Below are 20,166 nucleotides of genomic sequence, written 5' to 3'. Positions count from 1 at the left end.
CGGTCGTCGGCTCGCGTCACACCGGTCTGGAGGCGCGCCCTCCGCGGTCCCGCAGCCGCGCCGCCGCCGTCGTCACGGCTCCGGCGACGACCGCGGCCACGGCCGCCCAGAGCGCGACGGTCACGAGGACCGCGCCGAGGGGCAGGTGGCCGACCGAGGTCGCGAACCCGCCCACGAACGGGGACCTCCCCGTGAAGGCCTGCGCGTCGAGCGCGGGGAACATGAGTCCGGTCCGTGCCGAGACGAAGGCGGCGACCGCGGCGACGACGGCAGCGGCGACCACGGCGACCCAGCGCCGGCGGCTCAGTACCTGGACCACCGCGACGAGGTACCCGGCGAAGGCCCCGGTGACGACCGCCCACACCCATTCCACGTCGAGCCAGAGCTCCGGATCGCCGAAGCCCGAGCCGGCGAACGACCCGTCGGCGGGCATGCCGGTCGCCAGCGGGACGCCGGACCGTCGCACCTCCCAGGCGGCGAGCCCGACGACGGCGCCGACGACGACCCAGAGCAGGACGGTCCGACCCGCACGAGCGTCCGGCAACGGCAGACGACCCCGCGCTGCGACGACGGTCACGCCGGCCCCGGCGACCGCACCGAGCAGTCCGGCGACGAGCACGGTGGTGTCGAACGAGACCACCGGGTCCACGAAGAACGCCTCCTTCGACACGAGCCGGCTCGTGGCGGTGCCCCACCCGACGAACGCCAGCAGGACGACGACCACGAGCGCCAGGGCGCCCGGTGCACCGCCGCGGCGCAGGACCGGAGCGGCCACGGCGAGGACGAGTCCGACACCGGCCCCGAGCAGCCCGGCACCGACGACGAGCACGGGGGCGACCGCGAGCGAGGCCGCGGCGGACTCCGCGGCCGTCCACTCGTCGCCGATCACGGTGACCACCGTCACCAGGGCCCAGAGGAGGACCGCGGCGGCGGTCCCGGCGGCGGTGCCCGCCAGGGCGGCGCGGACGACGGTGGTGGTGCGGTGCATCCCTCGATCCTGGCGGAGCCGGGCATGGCCCGTGAGCCCCCGACCGGGGACGCGACCTCCGGGGCGGCGGCGAGCCGCGCCTCCAGACCGGGTCGCCGCACCGCGCACCCACCGTCACGGATCGTCACGGTGCGTGACGGACGCCTGTGGCCGCCGTAGCGTCGCCGCCGTGACCGACACGACCGACCAGCCCCGGCAGATCCGCTTCAACGCGTTCGACATGAACTGCGTCGCGCACCAGTCCTCCGGGTTGTGGCGGCACCCGCGCGACCGGTCGCGGCACTACAACGACCTGTCCTACTGGACCGACCTCGCGAAGCTGCTCGAGCGGGGGGCCTTCGACGGCATCTTCATCGCGGACGTCCTCGGGACGTACGACGTGTACGGCGGCACGGACGAGGCAGCGCTGCGCACCGGGTCGCAGGTGCCGGTGAACGACCCGATCCTGCTCGTGTCGGCGATGGCCGCGGTGACGGAGCATCTCGGGTTCGGGATCACCGCCGGCACGGCGTACGAGCACCCGTACCCGTTCGCCCGCCGCATGTCGACGCTCGACCACCTGACGAAGGGGCGCGTCGGATGGAACGTCGTGACCGGGTACCTGCCGAGCGCCGCGCGGAACATGGGACAGACCGACCAGCTGTCGCACGACGACCGGTACGACGTCGCCGACGAGTACCTCGAGGTCCTCTACAAGCTGTGGGAGGGCTCGTGGGAGGACGACGCGGTCGTCGAGGACCGCGAGACCGGCGTCTTCACCGACCCGACGAAGGTGCACCCGATCGAGCACCACGGCCGGCACTTCGACGTGCCGGGCATCCACCTCGCCGAGCCGTCCGTGCAGCGCACCCCGGTCGTCTACCAGGCGGGTGCCTCGCCGCGCGGGCTCCGTTTTGCGGGCGAGAACGCCGAGGCGGTCTTCGTCGGCGCACCGACCGTCGAGCAGCTCGCGGTGACGGTCCGCAAGGTCCGGGACGCTCTGGAGGCTGCCGGTCGCGACCGGTACGCCGCCCGCGTCTACTCGCTGCTCACCGTGATCACGGACGCCACCGACGAACTGGCGCAGGAGAAGTACCGCGACCACCTGTCGTACGCGTCCGAGGAGGGGGCGCTCGTGCTCAACTCCGGCTGGATGGGCGTCGACCTGTCGCAGTGGGACCTCGACGAGCCACTCGGGGACGTCGAGTCGAACGCGATCCAGTCCGCCGCCGCGAACATCGCCGCCGCCACCGGTGAGGACGGGTCGGCGTGGACCATCCGCGACCTCGCCCGGCACACCGCGATCGGCGGGCTCGGTCCGGTGACGGTCGGCAGCGGCGCGACGATCGCGGACCGGCTCGTGGCGATCCAGGAGCAGACCGACGTCGACGGGTTCAACCTCGCCTACGCCGTGACCCCCGGCACGTGGGAGGACGTCATCGAGTTCGTCGTGCCGGAGCTCCGAGCACGGGGCGTCTACCCGGAGGGCTACGTGGAGGGGTCGTTGCGGCACAAGCTGCACGGTCGGGGCGACCGGCTGCCGGCGGAGCACCGCGGGGCGGGGTTCCGCGTGGGGGAGCGCTCGGCGGTCTGAGCGAGCCGTGCCGGCGGAGCCGGGCGGGCTGTGCTGACTGTGTCGGCGGAGCCGGGCGGGCTGTGCTGACTGTGCCGGCGGAGCCGGGCGGGTTCCCGGCCCCGTCGCCCTAGGGTGGAGGGGTGATCGGGTCCTTCGTCGTGCGGAACGCCGGCGCGACCGTGGACCCGGAGCTCGACGCGTCCTGCGTCGACCTGTGGGTGCGAGCGGTCGCCGCGCGCGACGGCAGCCCGGCGTCGCCGTCGGTCCGCGACCGGGCACGCGCGAAGACCGCTGCGCCGCGGGTGGCACTCGTCGTCGCGACCACGTCCGACGGGTCGACGGCGGGCTTCGTGCTCGTGACCGCACCCGGGACGGGTGGTGGTCCGGCGGCGGTCGGGATCGACGGCCATCCCGCCTACCTGAGCCTCCTCGCGGTCGCGCCCGATGCCCAGGGGCACGGGGTCGGTCGCCGGCTGCTCGCCGCCGGGGTCGCCGCGGCGGCCCAGGCCGGACATGCGGCCTGCGAGCTGCATGCCCTCGACGACAACGAGGCGGCGCTCGCCCTGTACCGGAGTGCCGGCTTCCGGCCGGTCGGCGATGCGTTCCCGCACGCACTGAGCGGCCGACCGACCCGGACGTGGGTGGCCGCCGCGAGCGCGTGAGGTGAGGCTTCCCTCACCTGGAAACCCCCGGTCAGGTCAGCCTTCCCTTGCTGGCGCGACCGGCCGTGGTGTGGTTCGATCGCCGTCATGTCGACTGCATCGGACCTCTCCCTGCCCGTCTCCGAGCACGACGACGCCGCAAGCGCCGCCCGGCTCAACTGGCTCCGCGCCGGGCTGCTCGGCGCGAACGACGGCATCGTGTCCGTCGCCGCCGTGCTCGTCGGCGTCGCGGGTGCCGGCGCGGGCACCGGCCCGGTCGTCGCCGCAGGCACCGCCGCCCTCGTGGGTGGCGCGATCTCGATGGCACTCGGCGAGTACATCTCGGTGAGCGGGGCCCGCGACGCGCAGCGCACCGGGCAGGCGGCGGAGCAGGCGAAGCTCGAAGCGGACGCCGAGGACGCCCCGGCCCTCGCGCAGCACTACCGGTCGCTCGGCGTGGACCCGGGCGTCGCCGAGGCCGTCGCCCACGAGCTCACGCGCCCCGAGGTCCGGCAGCGCCGGGCCGAGGCCGCGCTCCGCGACGCCGAGGACGAGGTGGTCAGCCCGTGGCGAGCCGCCTGGGTCTCCGCGGCGACCTTCACCGTGGGTGCTCTGCTGCCGTTCCTCGCGATGCTGCTCGCGCCGGAGTCCGTGCGCGTGGTCGTCACGGTGGGCGCGGTGCTCGTGGCGCTCGCCGCGACCGGCACGACCGGCGCGGTGCTCGGTGGCGCTCGGCGCGGGCGGGCCGCGGTCCGGGTGGTCCTCGGCGGCGCACTTGCGCTCGCAGCGACCTACGTCGCGGGCGCCCTGCTCGGCGCACACGCGATCTGACCCCGCGGCCGAGCGTGACGTGCAGGGGCGCCCGGACGAGATCCGGACGCCCCTGCCACGTCAGGACGAGGGGGTCAGCAGTTCGACCTGGTCGACGTCGGGCCACGGCGCCCACTTGGCACGCGGCGCGACGAGGAGGTACGGCTGCGGTGTCGGGTAGCTGACGAGTTCGAGCGTCGAGCCCCACGGCGTCCGCGTGTAGACGAACCGGTTGCCCGCGCCGGCCTCGAGCCCACGGAGGTCACGGGGCTCCGAGTTCCTCGTGCCGCCGGCAGCCTCGACCCGTGCGAGCATCTCGTCGAGGTCGTCGACGTAGATCGCCAGGTGCTGCCATCCCAGATCGGACGGATGAGCGGCATCGCGCTGGTCCGGCCCGAGGTACTCGAACAACTCGAGTCCCGGACCCTCCGGCAGTGCCAGCATCCGTATCGCGCCCTGCGCCATCGACCCGGGGATCCCCAGGTACCCGTGCGCCTCAGCGGTGCCGTTCGGGGTCTCCGTCCGGCAGCGCATGTCGTACAGGACGACGGCGTCGAACGCCGCCTCGAAGAACTTCGTGGCCGCGTCGACGTCCGGAACCGTGACGCCGACGTGGTCGATCCTGATGCCCCTGTTCATGATGTCGATGATCCAGGTGTCCGAGGAGGCGTGGCCCCGATCCTGCGCCCGGTGCGACATCGGTGCGGCAAGCCGCAGACCCTGTGACGGCCCACAGTCACGGTTCGCTGGGAGCCGTCGCTCGCCTCGTCAGACATCGGTCCCGGAACGATCGTTCCGAGTCCTCGGTCGCGTCACACACTCGTCACACGAGGGAAACGGTGGGGGCGAACGGCCTCCCTAGCGTCGGACCCGAGCGGGGGAACGCCCGCCGGTCACCCACGGAGGACGCCTTGGTCACAGCAACCCCGACGCCGGTCGCCACACCCGACACGCCGCCCCACGGGTCCACCGCCCGGGCCGGTGCCGGGCTCGTCAAGCCCGGGTACGACCCGGCCCTGACGAACGAGGACCTCGCACCCCTGCGCGAACAGCGCTGGACGAGCTACAACATCTTCGCGTTCTGGATGTCGGACGTGCACTCGGTCGGTGGGTACGTCACCGCCGGATCCCTCTTCGCGCTCGGCATCGCGAGCTGGCAGGTGCTCGTCGCCCTCGTGGTCGGCATCCTCGTCGTCCAGGTGTTCGCGAACCTCGTGGCGAAGCCGTCCCAGCGCACGGGTGTGCCCTACCCGGTCATCAACCGCGCGGTCTTCGGCGTGATCGGCGCGAACGTCCCCGCCGTCATCCGCGGGCTCATCGCCATGGCCTGGTACGGCGTGCAGACCTTCCTCGCGGCGCAGTCGCTCAACATCGTCTTCCTGAAGTTCGTGCCGGGGTCGGCCGCGCTGCTCGACCACTCTTTCCTCGGGCTGTCGGCGCTCGGCTGGATCTCCTACGCGATCCTCTGGGTGGCGCAGGCCGCCCTGTTCTCGATGGGCATGGAGGCCATCCGACGGTTCATCGACTGGGCCGGACCCGCCGTCTACGTCGTGATGATCGCGCTCACCGTGTACCTCGTCGCGAAGGCGGGCATCGGCAACATCTCGCTCACGCTGCACACCGGCGAGCCGATGTCGTTCGGCGCCTCGATCCCGGTGATGCTGTCCGCGGTCGCGATCGTGGTCAGCTACTTCTCCGGCCCGATGCTCAACTTCGGCGACTTCTCCCGCTACGGCCGCTCGTTCCGGGCAGTCAAGCGCGGCAACTTCTGGGGGCTGCCGGTCAACTTCCTGTTCTTCTCGATCCTGACGGTGCTGTGCGCGAGCGCCACCGTGCCCGTCTTCGGCAAGCTCATCACCGACCCGATCCAGACCGTGCAGGCGATCGACGCCCCCTTCGCGATCCTGCTCGGTGGCCTGACCTTCGTGACCGCGACGGTCGGCATCAACATCGTCGCGAACTTCATCAGCCCCGCGTTCGACTTCTCGAACGTCGCCCCGCGGAAGATCAGCTGGCGCGCCGGCGGGATGATCGCCGCTGTCGGGTCCGTGCTCCTGACCCCGTGGAACTGGTACGGCAACGACCAGGCGATCCTGTACACGCTCGGCATCCTCGGGGCGCTCATCGGCCCGCTGTTCGGCATCCTGATCGCCGGGTACTACCTCGTCGCGAAGCAGCGGGTCGCGGTCGACGACCTGTACACGACGACCCCGACCGCCCGGTACTGGTACCGCGGCGGCTGGAACCCGAACGCCCTCTGGACGCTCCTGCTCACCGGCGTCGTCTCGGTCGCCAGCGCCGTCCTGCCCTCGGCGACCGGCGTGGTGCCGTGGCTCAGCAACTACAGCTGGTTCATCGGCTGTGGCCTCGGCCTGGTGGTGTTCTGGGCCCTCGAGCGCCGTTCGCCGTCGATGCCCGTGCTCGCCGCCGACGACCCGACCGTGGACGACGGCGCCGCTGCCGGCCGCGCCTGAACGGGAGCGTCGCCGTGCACATCCGGGTCGTGAACCCCAACACGAGTGCGTCGATGACGGCGGCGATCGGGCGAGCTGCAGCCCTCGTCGCCGGGCCCGGGACGGTCGTCGAGGCGGTCAACCCCACGATGGGGCCCGCTTCGATCGAGAGCCACTACGAGGAGGCGCTCGCCGTACCCGGGTTGCTCGAGCAGATCGCGGCGGGGGAGCAGGCGGGCGTCGACGCGTACGTCGTGGCGTGCTTCGGTGACCCGGGCCTCGACGCGGCCCGGGAGCTCGCCCGCGGGCCCGTCGTCGGGATCGCGGAGGCCGGGTACCACGCGGCCGCCCTCGTCGCCCGGCGCTTCGCCGTCGTCACGACCCTCGGCCGGACGACCGGGCGCGCGTGGGAGCTGGCGGAACGGGCCGGGTTCGCGGCCCGGCTGACCGAGGTCCGGGCGTGCGAGGTGCCGGTCCTCGACCTCGACGACCGGGGGTCCGACGCTCGGGCGCTCGTCGTCGCCGAGTGCCACGCGGCCGTCACCGGGGGCGCCGAAGCGATCGTCCTCGGCTGCGCCGGCATGGCGGACTTCTGCGCCGAGGTGTCGCGGGCGGTCGGGGTGCCGGTGGTCGACGGCGTCGCCGCGGCGACGGTGCTCGCCGAGTCGCTCGTGCGCCTCGGCCTCGCGACGAGCACGGCGGGGGAGTACGCGCCGCCGCCGCCGAAGCCGATGGCCGGGCTGCTCGCCGGGTTCGCCCTCGTCCCCTGACGGGGGCTGCCCCGGGCCGAACGGCCCGCCAGCCTGCCGGTCAGCGCGTCGCGGTGAGCTCGTCGCGCAGCGACGCGTTGCGCTCCGCGATGAGCCGCGGCAGGTAGCGCGCCAGCGCGACCCGCTCGGCGAGCCGGCCCAGCGGGCCGAACGGCGCACGGAACGTGATGTCGTCGACCATGCGCGTCCCGCCGGCCGATCGCTCGAAGCGGTGCTCGTGGTGGAACCGGGCGAACGGTCCACGCACCTGTTCGTCGACGAACCGGTGGGGCGCCTCCAGTGCGGTGACCGCACTCGTCATCCGCCAGACGATGCCGAAGTGCCGCGCGCGCCACGTCACCGTCTCGCCGAGGCCGATGGTTCCGGTCGTCGTGCCGGCGACCGCGCGCTCGCCGGACGCGGCCATCGAGCGCTCGTGCGCGCCGATGTCGAGCGACAGGGCGAAGGCCCGCTCGGGCGGGACGGGCAGCGCGGTGACGACGCGGAACGAGACGGTCACGACGCGGGCCAGACGGTCGGACGCGAGCGGTCGTCGTCACGGAGGACGGCCGCGGTCAACTCGTCGTGCCGACGACCGCGGTGCAGGCTGCCGGAGCGCCGTGTGCCCTCGTAGGTCATGCCGAGGCGCTGCGCGACGGCGGCGGAGGCGGGGTTGTCGGCGAGCGCGCGCCACTGGACGCGCACCAGACCGAGCCCCTCGGGCGGAGGCGCGAAGGCCCACGCGAGGACACGGTCGGCCGCCTCGGTGACGTAGCCGTGACCGCGACCGTCGGGGTGCACGGCGTAGCCGATCTCGGCGGTGCCGTCCGAGAGTCCGAACAAGCCGATCGTGCCGAGCAGCCGGAGGTCGTCGGCCCGGCGGACGCCGAACTCGTAGCGGGTGTCGTCCCGCCAGCCGGTGGCCACGACCTCCTCGATCCAGTGCCGTGCCTCGGCGTGTCCGTACGGCACCGGCACCGGGGTGAAGGCGATGACGTCGGGGTCGTTCGCGTAGGCCACCACGTCGTCGGCGTCCGCGGCGGTGGGGACGGAGAGCACGAGACGGTCGGTGCGGAGCGTGACGGGGTGCACATGCCGAGCCTAGTGAGCGGCGCCCCGGCCGGTACCGTCGGTGGCATGACGTTCGACTCCCTCGCCTTCCCGGTCATCGACGGCCACAACGACCTGCCCTGGGAGCGCCGCGAGACCCACGACTCCGGTGTCGAGGGGATCGACTCCGAGGAGGGCTCGCTGCACACCGACCTGCCGAAGCTCCGGCGGGGCGGGGTCGTCGGGCAGTTCTGGTCGGTGTTCGTGCCCTCCGACGACCCGGACCCGGTGCGGACGACCCTGCAGCAGATCGACACCGCCCGCCGGATCGTCGCCCGCTACCCGGAGGACCTCGCGTTCGCCCGGACCGCCGCCGACGTGCGGGCTGCCGTGGCCGACGGCCGCATCGCCTCGCTGCTCGGTGCCGAGGGCGGGCATGCGATCGGCGACGACCTCGCCGTCCTGCGCTCCTTCGCCCGGCTCGGCGTCCGGTACATGACGCTCACCCACAACGACGACACCTCCTGGGCCGACTCGGCAACGGGCGCCCGCGCGCACGGCGGACTCGCCGACCGCGGACGCCAGGTCGTCGCCGAGATGGAGCGCCTCGGCATGCTCGTCGACCTGTCCCACACCGCGCCCACCACCATGCGCGACACCCTCGACATCGCCACGGCCCCGGTCGTGTTCAGCCACTCGTCGACCGTCGCGATCGACGACCACCCCCGCAACGTGCCCGACGACGTGCTCGCACGCCTCGCCGACAACGGGGGCGTCGTCATGGTCACGTTCGTCCCGAAGTTCGTCTCGCGGGCGTGGGCGCACTGGGAGGAGGCCGGCTCGGAGGGGGAGCCCCCGCTCGTGACCGTCGGCGACGTCGCCGACCACGTCGACCACGCCCGCCAGGTCGCCGGGGTCGCGCACCTCGGGCTCGGCGGCGACTACGACGGCACCCCCGTGCTCCCGCCGGACCTCGTCGACGTGTCCCGGTACCCGGTGCTGGCGGAGGAGCTGCGACGTCGGGGGTGGGGCGAGGCGGACCTGCGTGCGCTGGCGGGCGGGAACGTGCTGCGGGTGCTCGAGGCGACCGACGAGCGGTTCCTCCGGGCGACGGCGGGGTAGGCGCGGTTCCGCTCGCGGGCGCCGTGCGGACGTGGGACTCGTCCCGAGCGTGCACCGGCGTCCACGATCGGACGATGGACGAGGACCCCACCGAAGCCCAGCTGCGCCGCGCGCTCCTCGGCACCTGACCCGGAGACGAAGCGTCATCGGACAGGGCCCGACCGGGCGCGCTCGGTAGGATCGCAGGCGCGCAGCGTGCCCCCGACGGCGGGGGCGCGGACCCTGACCCGAAGAGGACGGAACGGATGAGCGGCACCATCTACGACAACATCTCGCAGGCGTTCGGCAACACGCCCCTGGTCCGCCTCAACCGCCTGCCGAAGGCGGACGGCGCCGAGGTCCTCGCGAAGCTCGAGTTCTACAACCCGGGCTCCAGCGTGAAGGACCGGCTCGGCGTCGCGATCGTCGACGCGGCCGAACAGTCCGGCGAGCTGCGCCCCGGCGGCACGATCGTCGAGGGGTCCTCCGGCAACACCGGCATCGCGCTCGCGCTGGTCGGTGCGGCCCGCGGCTACCGGGTCGTCATCACGATGCCGGAGACGATGAGCGTCGAGCGTCGGGCCCTGATCCGCGCGTTCGGCGCCGAGATCGTCCTGACGCCGGGCTCCGAGGGCATGAAGGGCGCGGTCGCGAAGGCCGCCCAGATCGTCGAGGAGACGCCCGGCGCCGTCCTCGCACACCAGTTCGAGACCCCGGCGAACGCCGCGATCCACCGGAAGACGACCGCGGAGGAGATCCTGCGCGACACCGAGGGCCACGTCGACGTGTTCGTCGCGGGCGTCGGGACCGGCGGCACCATCACGGGCGTCGGCCAGGTGCTCAAGGAGCGGGTGCCCGGCGTGCACATCGTCGCGGTGGAGCCGAAGGACTCGCCCCTGCTCACCGAGGGCAAGGCCGGCCCGCACAAGATCCAGGGGATCGGCGCGAACTTCGTGCCCGAGGTCCTCGACCGCGACGTGATCGACGAGGTGTTCGACGTCGAGCTCGACGACGCCCTCCGGGTCGCGCGCGATCTCGGCACGCAGGAGGGCATCCTCGCCGGCATCTCCTCGGGAGCGATCATCCACGCCGCAGTGGAGATCGCGGCGCGTCCGGAGAACGCGGGCAAGCGCGTCGTCGCGATCGTGTGCGACACCGGTGAGCGCTACCTGTCCACGGTCCTCTTCGAGGGGCTCACTGCGTGACGCGAGCCGTCCGACGCGGCGTGCTGCGGACGGTCCGCGAGGACCTCGCCGCAGCACGCCGCGGTGACCCCGCGGCTCGGGGCGACCTCGAGAACGCGATCGTCTACTCGGGGTTGCACGCCATCTGGACCTACCGGCTGACCCACCGGCTCTGGCTCGCGCGCGGGCTGCCCGGTTCGCGTGCCGCGGCGCGCGTCGTCGCACAGGTCGCGCGGTCGCTCACGGGCATCGAGATCCACCCGGGAGCGCGCATCGGTCGCCGGTTCTTCATCGACCACGGCATGGGTGTGGTCATCGGGGAGACCGCCGTGATCGGCGACGACGTCGTGCTCTTCCACGGCGTGACCCTCGGCGGGCGTGGGGGCGAGCACGGCCCCGGGGTCCGCCGGCACCCGGCGGTGGGGGACCGTGTCGTGCTCGGTGCGGGGTCGTCGCTCATCGGCGCCATCACCGTCGGGCCGGACTCCGTCGTCGGGGCCAACACGGTCGTCACCAAGGACGTGCCGGCGGGGTCGGTCGTCACCGGCGTGGCCGGCACCGCACGGCCGCGGTCCGGGCACGAGGGCGTGCCGCCGCTCTGACGCGGCGCGCGCCGTCCCGACGACCGACCGGAGGCACGGTGCCAGCTGGCACCGTGCCTCCGGTCCGTCATCCGGTCGCGTGGCGGACGGACGCGGTCGCGTGGCGGACGGACGCGGTCGCGTGGCGGACGGACGCGGTCGCGTCAGCTCTTCTCGCAGGCGATCCCGTCGCCGTCCGCGTCGAGCCCGCGGTTCGCGGTGTAGAGCGCGTCGTCCTTCTTGACGACGCCCTTGAGCGCGCGGTACTCGACCTTGCCGGTCTTCGTCTTGACACGGTTCTTCGTGACGGCCTTCTTCGCGATGCCGCCGGAGTACACCTTCTGCACGGCGGTGCAGTTCTTGTAGACGGTCGGTGCCGCCTGCGCGGTGGCGGTGCCGCCGAGGACGACGGAGGCGGCGAGGACGGTCGACGCGGCGGCGATGCCGACGGTGCGGATGATGCGCACGGGTGCTCCTGGAGGGTGATCGTGGTCACGTCGGGTACGTGACGGTGTGATCGTACGACGAGAACGGTGAGGAGTCCTCGCCCCCAGAACGAGGTGCGCGATCGGTGCGGCACACTGGGGGCATGGACGGTCGGGTGCTGCACGAGGTCGCGGTGCGGACGGCCCTCGCCCTGCCCGCCGTCGAGGAGACCCAGCCGTTCGGCGAGGGCGCCCTCGTCTACAAGGTCGTCGGGAAGATGTTCGTGATGGTGACCGAGCTCCGCGGCGTCCCGATCGTCAACACGAAGTGCGCCCCGCCGCACGCTGCCGCCCTCGTCCGGGACCACGACGAGATCACGCCGGGGTGGCACATGAACAAGCGCCACTGGATCACCCTCGCGCCGGGCGACGGTCTCGACGAAGCCCTCGTCGAGGACCTGGTGGCCAACGCTTACGACCTGGTCGTCGCCGCCCTGCCGCGGGCGAAGCGGCCGTACGACCCGACCCGCTGCCGGGACTGAGCGGCCCCCGCCCCGCCCGGGCCGCGCGGTGGCGGTCAGCGCGCCGTGGACCCCCGCCCGAGCACCTTCGAGAGGTCTCGGACGACCGTCGGCGCCAGCCGCTCCCCGGAGTCGAGCACGGCGCGCGCCTGGTCGGGCGAGGGTCCGGTGAACAGCTGCCCGATGGTCACGCCGTGCGTGGGCCGGTACAGCACCTCGACCGCGTCGCCCGCGGCGACCGGGCCCGACCGCCGGACGCGCAGGTACGCACCGGGTCGCCCCTCGGCCGCGAACCGCTTCACCCATCCCGGGATCCCCAGGCGTCGGGCGAAGGTCCCGCACGGGATCCGGGGGATCGTCACCTCGAGTTCGAGCGTGGTGCCGACACGCCAACGCTCACCCGTGACGGCGCCGGTGACGTCGATCCCGCTCGTGCGGAGGTTCTCGCCGAAGAGCCCCGGCGTGACCTCGCGGCCGAGCACTGCCGCGAAGTACTCGGCGTCCTCGTCGGCGTAGGCGTACACGGCCTGGTCCTGCCCGCCGTGGTGCTTCCGGTCCGCCTGCACGTCGGCGTACAGGCCGAGGGGGCGGACACGGACGGGGCCGTCGACGGGGCGCTTGTCGATCGCGGTGACGCCGATGATGCCGGAGTCGGGCAGCAGACGGTCGACGCGGCAGACGGCGGTCACGAGCGGCATGGGTCCACTCTGTCGTACCCGACCGCGGAGCACGACGTCCGACGGCGACGTGCTGAGCACGACGTCCGACGGCGACGTGCGGAGCACGACGTCCGACGGCGGCGTGCTGAGCCCCACGTCCGACGACGCGCGTGACGATCGGCCGCTCGGACCCGTCACAGACGTGACGACCGAGAGGACGACGGCCACCATGACCGACACGACGAGCACCACCCGTGCACCCCACCGCGCGAACGAGCACCTCCTGCTCGCGCGGGCCCGCATCCTCGCCCTCACCACCCGCCCGGTCGGACCGTTCCGCGTGCACCCGTCCCAGGCACCGCTCACCCGTCACCGGTAGAAGGAACGCGTGCACCAGCCCCTCGCCGACCTCGACGACGCCGTCCTCGCGGACCGCTCGTCTGACGGTGACGTCCGTGCGTTCGAGGTCCTCATCCGGCGGTACACACCGCTGCTCCGGGCGTACGCGCGCCGGACGCTGGGATCGACGGACGAGCTCGACGACGTCGTCCAGGAGACCTTCATCACCGCGTGGAGCCGCCTCGACGGGCTCGAGGACCGTGCCCGCGTGAAGTCGTGGCTCATGCGGATCCTCAGCCGGAAGTGCATCGACCGGATCCGGGCGCGCCGCGACCACGACGACGTCACCGAGCTCGAGGTGGCGGCGCCGTCGGACGACGCTCCGGAGCGCGTGGCGGAGGCCCGCTCGCGCGAGGAGGCGGTCGAGACGGCCCTCGCGGAACTGCCCGAGGCGCAGCGGCGCTGCTGGCTGATGAAGGAAGTGCTCGAGTACCGCTACGAGGACATCGCGGAGGAGTTGGACCTCCCGGTGTCGACCGTGCGGGGCCTGCTGTCGCGGGCGAGGAAGAACATGATCCGTCTCATGGAGGCCTGGCGATGACCGAACCCGACGACGTCCGGCTGGACGCCCTCGAGCCCGAGGACCTGGACGGGCACACGATCGACGAGCTCGCGGACTACCTCGACGCCGGAATGACCCCGCCGGACCCGAGCATCGACGACTCCGCAGCGTGTCAGAACGCCCTCGCGGCGATCGTCCGGCTCCGGCAGTCCACCCTCGGTTCCCTCGACGTCGCAGCGGCCGCGGAGCCGCCCGCGGACGAGTCCTGGATCGGCGGCGTGCTCGCGAACATCTCGCTCGAGGCCCGCGCCGGCCGCGACGTCCCGCTCCGCCCGGAGGCGCCGACCGAGCGCCCGGTGCTCACCGAGGGGGCGATCCGTTCGCTCGTCCGCAGCGCCGGTGACGCCGTCCCGGACGCGCTGGTCGCCCGCTGCCGACTGGAGGGCGACGTCACCGTGCTCGGCGCCCCGGTCCGCGTCGTGGTGGAGATCGCGGTGCGTGCCGGGTCGACGGTCCACGCGGTCGCCGACGCGTTGCGACAGGCGGTCGCCGAGGAGCTGGCCACGCAGACCCACCTCGTCGTGGAGCGTGTGGACGTGGTCGTGAAGGACCTGCTGCCGATGCACGAGCCGACGACCGAGGGTGAGGAGGGCGCATGACCCCCGACGACGAGACCCTGACCGCCGTGGAGGACGCCGTGCTCGCGGTGCCCGGGGTCGCGGAGCTGTACCGCGCCAGGCCGACGCTCGGCAGCGCGGTCGCCGCCGCGCGCAGCCTCGTGGGCCACGCGGCCGTGCCGCGGGTCGTCCTCGACGACGACGTGCTCCGGGTCGTGATCGGGACGGACGGGTCGCGGCCGGCCCCGGAGACCGCGCGCGCGGCGCACGTCGCCGCGCTCGCCGTCGCCGGGTCGCGCGGTCTGGTGCTGTCCCGTGTCGACGTGCGCGTCGCGCGGATCGGCTGACGGACCTCCTGTCGGGCTGGAGGCGCGGGGCGGGCCCGCCCCGTGCCTTCAGCCCGACGGGTGGTCACCGCCTGCGGTCGGCGACCTCCAGGAGCACCACGATCGCCGCGACGAGCAGCGCCGTGAGCACGAGCGACGCCTCCGGCAGCGCGATCGTGCCGAGCACCGCGAGGGCGAGCGCCACGACGGCGACGTTCTGTCCGAGCGACAGTGACGGTCGCAGCGCGAGCGCCCAGATCGACAGCACGAACAGGGCGACCGGTACCGCGATCGTCGCCGCGACGGTCGCGTGGCCGAGCTCGGCTTCGCCCGCGTCTGCACTCACCGCCACCTCGATGCCGGCCGGCAGCGCTCCGGCGGCGGCGAACACGAGGTAGTGGCCGTAGCCGAAGACGAGCGCGGTGGGGAGCGAGTGGATGTGCGCGTGCTGCTCGCGGGAGAAGTAGATCCACCACAGGCCGGCGACGACCACGAGCCCGCCCGCCGCGAGGACGAGCAGCGAGCCGAGGTGCTCCGCGTGCGCGATGCCGTCGATGACCGCGTTCGCCGACGCCACGAGGCCCTCGCCGAGGACGATGAGCGTGAACAGGGAGTAGCGCTCGGCGATGTGCCGGGTGTGCCACGGCGTCGTGCGCGCCCTGCCGCTCTCGGCGATGGGCGGGACGAGGACCTCGAGCAGGATGAGCACCGGGATCGCGGTCTGCAGGAGGCCGTGCGGCAGCAGCAGCGCGGCACACCAGAGCGCCTGGACGACGACGATCCCGACGGCGTACCGGAGCGCGGTGCGGCGGAACTGCGGCGATGAGGCCGCGACGCGCAGCCACTGGCCGACGAGGGCGAGGCGCATCACCACGTAGCCGAACACGACGACGCCCGGGTCGCCGTCGACCATGAGCGCGTGGACGCCCGCGGCGAGCACGAGCACGCCCGCCATCTGGACGAGGGTCATCACCCGGTACAACCAGTCGTCGGTGTCGAACGACGTGGCGAACCAGGTGAAGTTGATCCACGCCCACCAGATCGCGAAGAACACGAACGCGTAGGCGACGACGGCGGAGGCGATGTGCCCCTCCGCCTCGATCTCGTGCAGGTTCGACGCCGCGAAGCCCACCGCGACGACGAACACCAGGTCGAAGAGCAGTTCGAGGGGGCTCGCGGCACGGTGCCCCTCGGCGGGGTCCCGCGGGGCCATGCGGCGCAGTCCGATGGTGGTCACCCGGTATGCCTACCGCACGACGACGGCCCCGAGCGAGTCGCTCGGGGCCGTCGTCGTGCGTGGTCCACGTCGATCAGTAGAAGTTCGACGCCTGCGAGTGCGCCCATGCCGCGCACGGGGTGCCGTACGCGTCGCTGATGTACTGCAGGCCCCAGCGGATCTGCGTCGTGGCGTTCGACTGCCAGTCCGAACCCATCGTGGACATCTTCGACCCGGGCAGCGCCTGCGGGATGCCGGTCGCGCCGCCGTTCGCGTTCACGGCCCGGTAGTCCCAGCCCGACTCCTTGGTCCACAGGCTGCTCAGGCACCCGAACTGGTCGGCGCCCCAGCCGTACTGCGAGGCGGCGAGCCGCGACGCGGTGGCCTTCGCCCCGGCGACGGTGTTGCCGGCGGCCAGCGCACGGGCTGCCTCGGCGGCGGCGGCGCGCTCGGCGGCGGCGCGCTTCGCTGCGGCGGCGGCACGCTGGGCGGCGGCTGCCGCGGCGGCCTCCGCGTCGGCGTCCCGCTTGTCCTGCGTGGCACTGGCGTCCGCGACGGCAGCGGTGGCGTCGACGGTGGAGGAGATCCGCGCCGAGATGGCACCGCCGGACAGCTGCCCGTAGTCGGCGAGGGCGTCGACGCGACGCTCGAGCACGCGGGTGTCGGTCTTGTCGTTCGCGGTCGACATGACGTCCTTCGCCGTGGCGATCGTCGCAGCGGCCTGGGCCCGGTCGAGGGCGACGCCGTCGAGGGCCGGGCCGCTCGTGGCGCTCGCGGAGGGCAGGCCGATCGCCTCGCCGATCGCGGGCTGGGTGCCGACGGTCGCGATGCCGCCGGCCAGGGCGACGACGGTCGCGCCGCCGACGAGGAGGGCCGTGCGGTGCCGCAGGGCTCGACGGACCCGGCGTGCGGGGGAGTCGAGCGCCTCGCGGCGGGTCGATGCGGTGGTGGTGGGGAGGTCGGTGTTGCGTCCTGTCATCGGTTCCGGTGGTCGGCCGGTTCGTGGTGCGGGCTCGGTCCGTCGGCACGCGGGTGTGGGGGAGCGTGCGGGTGGAGGGACCTCGAGCCTGCGAACCGGGGGAGGACCGGACGGTGGTGTGGGGCCCGTCCGTCCGCCGGTGACGACCGTGGGGTGGTCGTCGCGGGGCGAAGCCGACACGATGACGCGTCAGCCTGGGCACCGCGTCCGGGGTCGCTGGCAGAACCGTCCGTCCACCCCTCGGTAACGGTTCGGTAACGCCCGGATCAGGACCCCGAGGTGTGCGTTCCCTGGGAGGGCTCGACCTGGGCGACCCGCTCGAGTGCGTCGAGCGCGGCGGCGATGGCGGCGACGTCCGCCGCGGACAGGTCGGCGATCAGGGCAGCGACGATGCCGGTCCGGTTCGAGCGGGCCTGCTCGACCGCCGCGATGCCCGCAGGAGTCGCGCTCACCATGAAGGCACGACCGTCGCGCGGATCAGCCTCGCGTTCGATGAACCCGCGCTGCTCGAGCTCCGTGAGGATGCGCGTCATGGTCGGCTTCGTGACGACCTCGATCCGCGACAGGTCGCCCGGGCGCAGGGGGCCCTCGCGTTGGATCGTCGCGAGTGCGGACACGATGCCGTACCCGAGCGAGGCCGAGTCGGAGCGCGCTCGTCGGTTGATCCTGCCGACGGCCGCAGCCAGTCGTGCGGCGATCTCGGGCCGGTCCGGCTGGCGGTCGGTCATGGTTGCTCCGGGTCGTCTCTCGGGTCGGGTCCGGCCGATGCTACCGGGTCACGCCGAGCGTCGAACGCGCCGAGCGCGGCGTGGTCACGAGCCCGGCGGGGAGCCTCCGTGGACGACCACCGCCCGCCCCGACAGCGCGGGACGGGCGGTTCCTGTACGGAGTGACAGGCGGCTCAGTGCTTCTCGCCGGGGAGCAGGTGGATGGACTCGGTCGCGAGCTCCGCCGCGACGTTGTCTCCGGCGGCCGTGGCCTCGCGCAGGCGGCGGAAGTCGGCGGTCATCCGGTCCCAGTCGACGAGTTGGTCGAGGTTCGGCAACCGGAGGCGGAACGCCAGGCCGTCGGTGGTGTCACGGCACACGCGCTGCAGGTTCTCGTTGCCGCACTCGGCGACGTACCGGCCGAACACGGCGAGTGCGTCGCGGTTCACCGCGGCGACGTCGTGCGCCTCGAGCTCGGCGATCGTGACGTCGAGCTGGTCGAGGATCTCCTGCTTCGCGCGCTCGCCGAGCCGGGGCACCGCGAGCCGGACGACCCCGCCGAAGAGCACGCCGAGGGTCTGCAGCGCCTCGACGACGTCGTCGGGGTCGGGCGTCGTGACCCGGGTGTACCGGTTCGGCGCCATCTCGATGAGTCCCGCCCGGGCGAGCTGGCTCAGGGCCTCGCGGATCGGGGTGCGCGAGACGCCGAGCCAGGCGATGAGCTCGTCGTCGTTGAGCCGTTCCCCTGGTTCGAGCGTGCCGTCCATGATCGCCGCGTGGATCTTGTGGCGGACGGTGTCGCGGAGGAGCTGGTGCTCCGTCGGTGCACTGGTGGGGACCGGCATGCTGCTGCTTCCTGCGTCGGGACCGGGGACGGTCGGGTGGGCGCCCGCCGACCCGCGCGCGGACGCACCGCTCACCGTACCTGATGTACCACCGGTCGTGTACTCGTCACTCGAGGTCGTCCAGGAGTCGCACGGTGACCGGGTCCTCGGTGCCGTCGAACCACCGGTCGAGCACGGCGCGGAACGGGCCCGGGTCGTCGGCGGCACGGGCGAACAGCGTCATCGAGGAGCGCAGCTTCATGGCGTCGATCCCGCCGAGCAGGGCGTCGGCGGAGGGCGCGGGAGCGGCGGCGGCCACCTCGGCCGCCGTCACGAGCCGGGGTCCGAGGACCGGGTGGGCGAGGTACGCCCGGGCCTCGGCGAGTCCCTGCACGCCGTAGTGCTGGGCGGTGCTGCTGCGCCCGAGGCCGGCGAGCTGGGGGAACACGAACCACATCCAGTGCGAGGACTTCCGGCCACGGCGCAGTTCGTCGAGCGCGGTGTCGAGCACCCCCTCCTGGGCACGGACGAAGCGGTCGAGGTCGAACCGGTCGCGTCCCCCGCGGCCGCGGCCCGAGTGGTCGCCTGAGCCGTCGCGGTCCGTGCCGTCACCGTCCGGCAGGCCGCCGCGCCCGCTCACCGGACCACGTCCCCGAAGCCGTACCGGACCGTCGTGCCGTCCACCACGAGGAGCGAGTCCGGCACACGGTCGAACAGCCCGGGCACCCCGACCGCCGAGGGCAGGTCGCCTCCGAGCCGCTCGAGCGTCGCCGACCGGACGGTGAGCGGCGGGTGCTGGCGTTGCCAGAACAGCGTCTGCGCGAGCAGGCGGGCGTGGATGCCCTGTCGGGTGGTGAGGTCCGCCGCCAGCGGGGACTCGACGACCGCTCCGGCCACGACGCGCACGGTGGCGTCGTGCCGGGGCCGCACCGCGCCTCCCGACCGGCCCAAGCCGGCACCCGTGCGGGCCAGGGCGAGCGCCTTCCGGGCCGGATGCCGGACGGACCGGTGCTCGATCGTGTCGCCGCGCCGTCGAGCGCGAGCGTGCGCGAACGTGTACGGCACACCCAGCAGCGCATGCGCGGCGACGATCGCGGGCACGTTCGCGGTGTCGACCGTGCGGTAGGCGACACCACGCCGACCGGCGTCGTCCACCGTCAGGACCTCGATGGTGACCTCGGTCATCGAGCCGAGTCGACGCGACGGCGGGAAGGGCGGGACGCGCGTCTCGCGGAAGACGTACGCGCTCAGGCCGATCCACGCGCTGCCGTCGACCACGTCGGGTCGGGTGCCGGGCGGGACGAGGCCGGCGAGCGCAGCGGGCTCGCGGCGCCAGTGCGCGAACACGATGTCCTCCCACGCGTGCACGGTGACGGGCCGGTGCACCAGCGGCACCGTGGCCCGCGTCCGTTCGGGGTCGGTCACGGCTTCGGCGCGTGCCGGCCGACGCGCACGGCCCAGGCGACGAGCGGTGCCTGCAGCGGCAACCGCAGCACGGACACGAGGCGCATCGCGCGCCCGGTCCGCGGGCTGTCGAGCACGTCCTGCGCCATCTTCACGTTCGCGGGGAACACCGCGAGGAAGAGCGCCGCGGCGGCCCAGCCGGCGGTCCGGCGGGTGGCCGGGAGGGCGAGGCCCACGGCGATGCCCAGCTCGGCGACACCCGAGACGACCGTCGTCAGGCGCGGTGGCAGACCGTCGGGGACGATGCGGTCGTAGCCGCGTGGGCGGAGGAAGTGGGTCACCCCGGCGCCGCCCAGCAGCACGGCCAGCAAGCCGGCGGTGCGGGTGGCGCGGCGGGCGCGCTCGCGTCGTCGCATGGACCCATCGTGCCCGCGGTGGCCCCGGCGCGCTCGGCGGCCGTCCAGGTGCCGGGCCC

Annotated in this window: 26 protein-coding genes; 13 read left to right on the top strand and 13 right to left on the bottom strand. The window is 73.5% G+C overall.

The window, feature by feature from the left end:
- Positions 1–16 precede the first annotated feature (16 nt).
- Positions 17–988 carry a hypothetical protein gene (locus tag ACY3FI_RS11875; RefSeq protein WP_462547739.1) on the bottom strand — a complete coding sequence of 324 codons (972 nt, stop codon included), beginning with the start codon at positions 986–988 and terminating at the stop codon, positions 17–19.
- A gap of 169 nt (positions 989–1,157) precedes the next feature.
- Here ACY3FI_RS11875 and ACY3FI_RS11870 point away from each other — a divergent pair, with 169 nt between their 5' ends.
- From ACY3FI_RS11870 to ACY3FI_RS11860, 3 genes are all read left to right on the top strand, one after another.
- Positions 1,158–2,561, top strand: coding sequence for an LLM class flavin-dependent oxidoreductase (locus ACY3FI_RS11870; protein ID WP_462547738.1), 1,404 nt, complete (start codon positions 1,158–1,160; stop codon positions 2,559–2,561).
- A 122-nt stretch (positions 2,562–2,683) separates the two neighbouring features.
- Complete coding sequence (locus ACY3FI_RS11865; protein ID WP_462547737.1) at positions 2,684–3,205, top strand: GNAT family N-acetyltransferase; 522 nt, start codon at positions 2,684–2,686, stop codon at positions 3,203–3,205.
- A gap of 87 nt (positions 3,206–3,292) precedes the next feature.
- Positions 3,293–4,015 (top strand): VIT1/CCC1 transporter family protein, encoded by a 723-nt coding sequence (locus ACY3FI_RS11860; RefSeq protein ID WP_462547736.1) that lies wholly within the window; start codon positions 3,293–3,295, stop codon positions 4,013–4,015.
- 60 nt (positions 4,016–4,075) lie between these two features.
- Here ACY3FI_RS11860 and ACY3FI_RS11855 read toward each other — a convergent pair whose 3' ends face one another.
- Positions 4,076–4,633, bottom strand: coding sequence for a VOC family protein (locus tag ACY3FI_RS11855; protein ID WP_462547735.1), 558 nt, complete (start codon positions 4,631–4,633; stop codon positions 4,076–4,078).
- A gap of 272 nt (positions 4,634–4,905) precedes the next feature.
- Here ACY3FI_RS11855 and ACY3FI_RS11850 point away from each other — a divergent pair, with 272 nt between their 5' ends.
- Both ACY3FI_RS11850 and ACY3FI_RS11845 read left to right on the top strand, forming a co-directional pair.
- On the top strand, positions 4,906–6,468 hold the full coding sequence (locus tag ACY3FI_RS11850) for an NCS1 family nucleobase:cation symporter-1 (RefSeq protein WP_462547734.1): 1,563 nt from the start codon (positions 4,906–4,908) through the stop codon (positions 6,466–6,468).
- 14 nt (positions 6,469–6,482) lie between these two features.
- The gene (locus tag ACY3FI_RS11845) at positions 6,483–7,217 is read left to right on the top strand and encodes an aspartate/glutamate racemase family protein (protein ID WP_462547733.1); all 735 of its coding nucleotides are present in this window, start codon (positions 6,483–6,485) and stop codon (positions 7,215–7,217) included.
- Between the two features lie 40 nt (positions 7,218–7,257).
- On the opposite strand, the gene ACY3FI_RS11840 is transcribed toward ACY3FI_RS11845, so the two are convergent.
- Together ACY3FI_RS11840 and ACY3FI_RS11835 are read right to left on the bottom strand one after the other, a co-directional pair.
- Positions 7,258–7,716, bottom strand: coding sequence for an SRPBCC family protein (locus ACY3FI_RS11840; protein WP_462547732.1), 459 nt, complete (start codon positions 7,714–7,716; stop codon positions 7,258–7,260).
- Positions 7,713–8,288: a GNAT family N-acetyltransferase gene (locus tag ACY3FI_RS11835; RefSeq protein ID WP_462547731.1), complete on the bottom strand. Its 576-nt coding sequence runs from the start codon at positions 8,286–8,288 to the stop codon at positions 7,713–7,715. Before ACY3FI_RS11835 ends, ACY3FI_RS11840 begins: the two co-directional genes overlap by 4 nt.
- Positions 8,289–8,333: 45 nt before the next feature.
- Between ACY3FI_RS11835 and ACY3FI_RS11830 the strand changes: the two genes are divergently transcribed.
- From ACY3FI_RS11830 to epsC, 3 genes are all read left to right on the top strand, one after another.
- A complete protein-coding gene (locus ACY3FI_RS11830; protein WP_462547729.1) occupies positions 8,334–9,368 on the top strand; it encodes a dipeptidase in 1,035 nt (344 codons plus the stop codon).
- A gap of 245 nt (positions 9,369–9,613) precedes the next feature.
- Positions 9,614–10,552, top strand: coding sequence for a cysteine synthase A (gene cysK / locus ACY3FI_RS11825; RefSeq protein WP_462547728.1), 939 nt, complete (start codon positions 9,614–9,616; stop codon positions 10,550–10,552).
- Positions 10,549–11,133 carry a serine O-acetyltransferase EpsC gene (epsC, locus tag ACY3FI_RS11820; protein WP_462547727.1) on the top strand — a complete coding sequence of 195 codons (585 nt, stop codon included), beginning with the start codon at positions 10,549–10,551 and terminating at the stop codon, positions 11,131–11,133. The genes cysK and epsC overlap by 4 nt, the downstream gene beginning before the upstream one ends.
- A 143-nt stretch (positions 11,134–11,276) precedes the next feature.
- Here epsC and ACY3FI_RS11815 read toward each other — a convergent pair whose 3' ends face one another.
- Positions 11,277–11,579 (bottom strand): excalibur calcium-binding domain-containing protein, encoded by a 303-nt coding sequence (locus ACY3FI_RS11815; RefSeq protein ID WP_462547726.1) that lies wholly within the window; start codon positions 11,577–11,579, stop codon positions 11,277–11,279.
- A gap of 122 nt (positions 11,580–11,701) precedes the next feature.
- On the opposite strand from ACY3FI_RS11815, the gene ACY3FI_RS11810 reads away from it, so the two are divergent.
- The gene (locus tag ACY3FI_RS11810) at positions 11,702–12,079 is read left to right on the top strand and encodes an MmcQ/YjbR family DNA-binding protein (protein ID WP_462547725.1); all 378 of its coding nucleotides are present in this window, start codon (positions 11,702–11,704) and stop codon (positions 12,077–12,079) included.
- A 35-nt stretch (positions 12,080–12,114) separates the two neighbouring features.
- Here the strand turns inward: ACY3FI_RS11810 and ACY3FI_RS11805 are convergent, their stop codons facing one another.
- Complete coding sequence (locus ACY3FI_RS11805; RefSeq protein ID WP_462547724.1) at positions 12,115–12,756, bottom strand: MOSC domain-containing protein; 642 nt, start codon at positions 12,754–12,756, stop codon at positions 12,115–12,117.
- A gap of 190 nt (positions 12,757–12,946) precedes the next feature.
- On the opposite strand from ACY3FI_RS11805, the gene ACY3FI_RS11800 reads away from it, so the two are divergent.
- Genes ACY3FI_RS11800 through ACY3FI_RS11785 form a run of 4 tightly spaced genes read left to right on the top strand, consistent with a single transcriptional unit; the run spans position 12,947 to position 14,582 of the window.
- A complete protein-coding gene (locus tag ACY3FI_RS11800; RefSeq protein WP_462547723.1) occupies positions 12,947–13,096 on the top strand; it encodes a hypothetical protein in 150 nt (49 codons plus the stop codon).
- Between the two features lie 9 nt (positions 13,097–13,105).
- Complete coding sequence (locus ACY3FI_RS11795) at positions 13,106–13,657, top strand: RNA polymerase sigma factor (protein ID WP_462547722.1); 552 nt, start codon at positions 13,106–13,108, stop codon at positions 13,655–13,657.
- On the top strand, positions 13,654–14,277 hold the full coding sequence (locus ACY3FI_RS11790) for a hypothetical protein (protein WP_462547721.1): 624 nt from the start codon (positions 13,654–13,656) through the stop codon (positions 14,275–14,277). Before ACY3FI_RS11795 ends, ACY3FI_RS11790 begins: the two co-directional genes overlap by 4 nt.
- Positions 14,274–14,582, top strand: a complete 309-nt coding sequence (locus ACY3FI_RS11785) for a hypothetical protein (RefSeq protein WP_462547720.1) — start codon at positions 14,274–14,276, stop codon at positions 14,580–14,582. The genes ACY3FI_RS11790 and ACY3FI_RS11785 overlap by 4 nt, the downstream gene beginning before the upstream one ends.
- Positions 14,583–14,646: 64 nt before the next feature.
- Here the strand turns inward: ACY3FI_RS11785 and ACY3FI_RS11780 are convergent, their stop codons facing one another.
- The 7 genes from ACY3FI_RS11780 to ACY3FI_RS11750 all read right to left on the bottom strand — a co-directional run bounded on the left by ACY3FI_RS11780 (position 14,647) and on the right by ACY3FI_RS11750 (position 20,107).
- Complete coding sequence (locus ACY3FI_RS11780; protein ID WP_462547719.1) at positions 14,647–15,798, bottom strand: low temperature requirement protein A; 1,152 nt, start codon at positions 15,796–15,798, stop codon at positions 14,647–14,649.
- A gap of 73 nt (positions 15,799–15,871) precedes the next feature.
- The gene (locus tag ACY3FI_RS11775; RefSeq protein WP_462547718.1) at positions 15,872–16,756 is read right to left on the bottom strand and encodes an aggregation-promoting factor C-terminal-like domain-containing protein; all 885 of its coding nucleotides are present in this window, start codon (positions 16,754–16,756) and stop codon (positions 15,872–15,874) included.
- A 266-nt stretch (positions 16,757–17,022) separates the two neighbouring features.
- Positions 17,023–17,484, bottom strand: a complete 462-nt coding sequence (locus ACY3FI_RS11770) for a MarR family winged helix-turn-helix transcriptional regulator (protein WP_462547717.1) — start codon at positions 17,482–17,484, stop codon at positions 17,023–17,025.
- 173 nt (positions 17,485–17,657) lie between these two features.
- Entirely contained in the window at positions 17,658–18,308 is a 651-nt protein-coding gene (locus ACY3FI_RS11765) for a GntR family transcriptional regulator (protein WP_462547715.1), read from the bottom strand.
- Between the two features lie 106 nt (positions 18,309–18,414).
- The gene (locus tag ACY3FI_RS11760) at positions 18,415–18,927 is read right to left on the bottom strand and encodes a DUF1810 domain-containing protein (RefSeq protein ID WP_462547714.1); all 513 of its coding nucleotides are present in this window, start codon (positions 18,925–18,927) and stop codon (positions 18,415–18,417) included.
- Positions 18,924–19,712 carry a YqjF family protein gene (locus tag ACY3FI_RS11755; protein ID WP_462547713.1) on the bottom strand — a complete coding sequence of 263 codons (789 nt, stop codon included), beginning with the start codon at positions 19,710–19,712 and terminating at the stop codon, positions 18,924–18,926. The genes ACY3FI_RS11760 and ACY3FI_RS11755 overlap by 4 nt, the downstream gene beginning before the upstream one ends.
- On the bottom strand, positions 19,709–20,107 hold the full coding sequence (locus ACY3FI_RS11750) for a DoxX family protein (RefSeq protein WP_462547712.1): 399 nt from the start codon (positions 20,105–20,107) through the stop codon (positions 19,709–19,711). The genes ACY3FI_RS11755 and ACY3FI_RS11750 overlap by 4 nt, the downstream gene beginning before the upstream one ends.
- Positions 20,108–20,166 lie beyond the last annotated feature (59 nt).

The organism is Curtobacterium sp. RM9, from assembly GCF_054956955.1.
This window is presented reverse-complemented; position numbering and strand designations above follow the sequence as displayed.

Bases quoted from the DNA above. Each gene is read 5' to 3' on its own strand.
- ACY3FI_RS11875 (WP_462547739.1), bottom strand. From the start codon at position 988: ATGCACCGCACCACCACCGTCGTCCGCGCCGCCCTGGCGGGCACCGCC.
- ACY3FI_RS11860 (WP_462547736.1), top strand. From the start codon at position 3,293: ATGTCGACTGCATCGGACCTCTCCCTGCCCGTCTCCGAGCACGACGAC.
- ACY3FI_RS11855 (WP_462547735.1), bottom strand. From the start codon at position 4,633: ATGAACAGGGGCATCAGGATCGACCACGTCGGCGTCACGGTTCCGGAC.
- ACY3FI_RS11830 (WP_462547729.1), top strand. From the start codon at position 8,334: ATGACGTTCGACTCCCTCGCCTTCCCGGTCATCGACGGCCACAACGAC.
- cysK (WP_462547728.1), top strand. From the start codon at position 9,614: ATGAGCGGCACCATCTACGACAACATCTCGCAGGCGTTCGGCAACACG.
- ACY3FI_RS11810 (WP_462547725.1), top strand. From the start codon at position 11,702: ATGGACGGTCGGGTGCTGCACGAGGTCGCGGTGCGGACGGCCCTCGCC.
- ACY3FI_RS11805 (WP_462547724.1), bottom strand. From the start codon at position 12,756: ATGCCGCTCGTGACCGCCGTCTGCCGCGTCGACCGTCTGCTGCCCGAC.
- ACY3FI_RS11800 (WP_462547723.1), top strand. From the start codon at position 12,947: ATGACCGACACGACGAGCACCACCCGTGCACCCCACCGCGCGAACGAG.
- ACY3FI_RS11790 (WP_462547721.1), top strand. From the start codon at position 13,654: ATGACCGAACCCGACGACGTCCGGCTGGACGCCCTCGAGCCCGAGGAC.
- ACY3FI_RS11785 (WP_462547720.1), top strand. From the start codon at position 14,274: ATGACCCCCGACGACGAGACCCTGACCGCCGTGGAGGACGCCGTGCTC.
- ACY3FI_RS11775 (WP_462547718.1), bottom strand. From the start codon at position 16,756: ATGACAGGACGCAACACCGACCTCCCCACCACCACCGCATCGACCCGC.
- ACY3FI_RS11770 (WP_462547717.1), bottom strand. From the start codon at position 17,484: ATGACCGACCGCCAGCCGGACCGGCCCGAGATCGCCGCACGACTGGCT.
- ACY3FI_RS11765 (WP_462547715.1), bottom strand. From the start codon at position 18,308: ATGCCGGTCCCCACCAGTGCACCGACGGAGCACCAGCTCCTCCGCGAC.
- ACY3FI_RS11750 (WP_462547712.1), bottom strand. From the start codon at position 20,107: ATGCGACGACGCGAGCGCGCCCGCCGCGCCACCCGCACCGCCGGCTTG.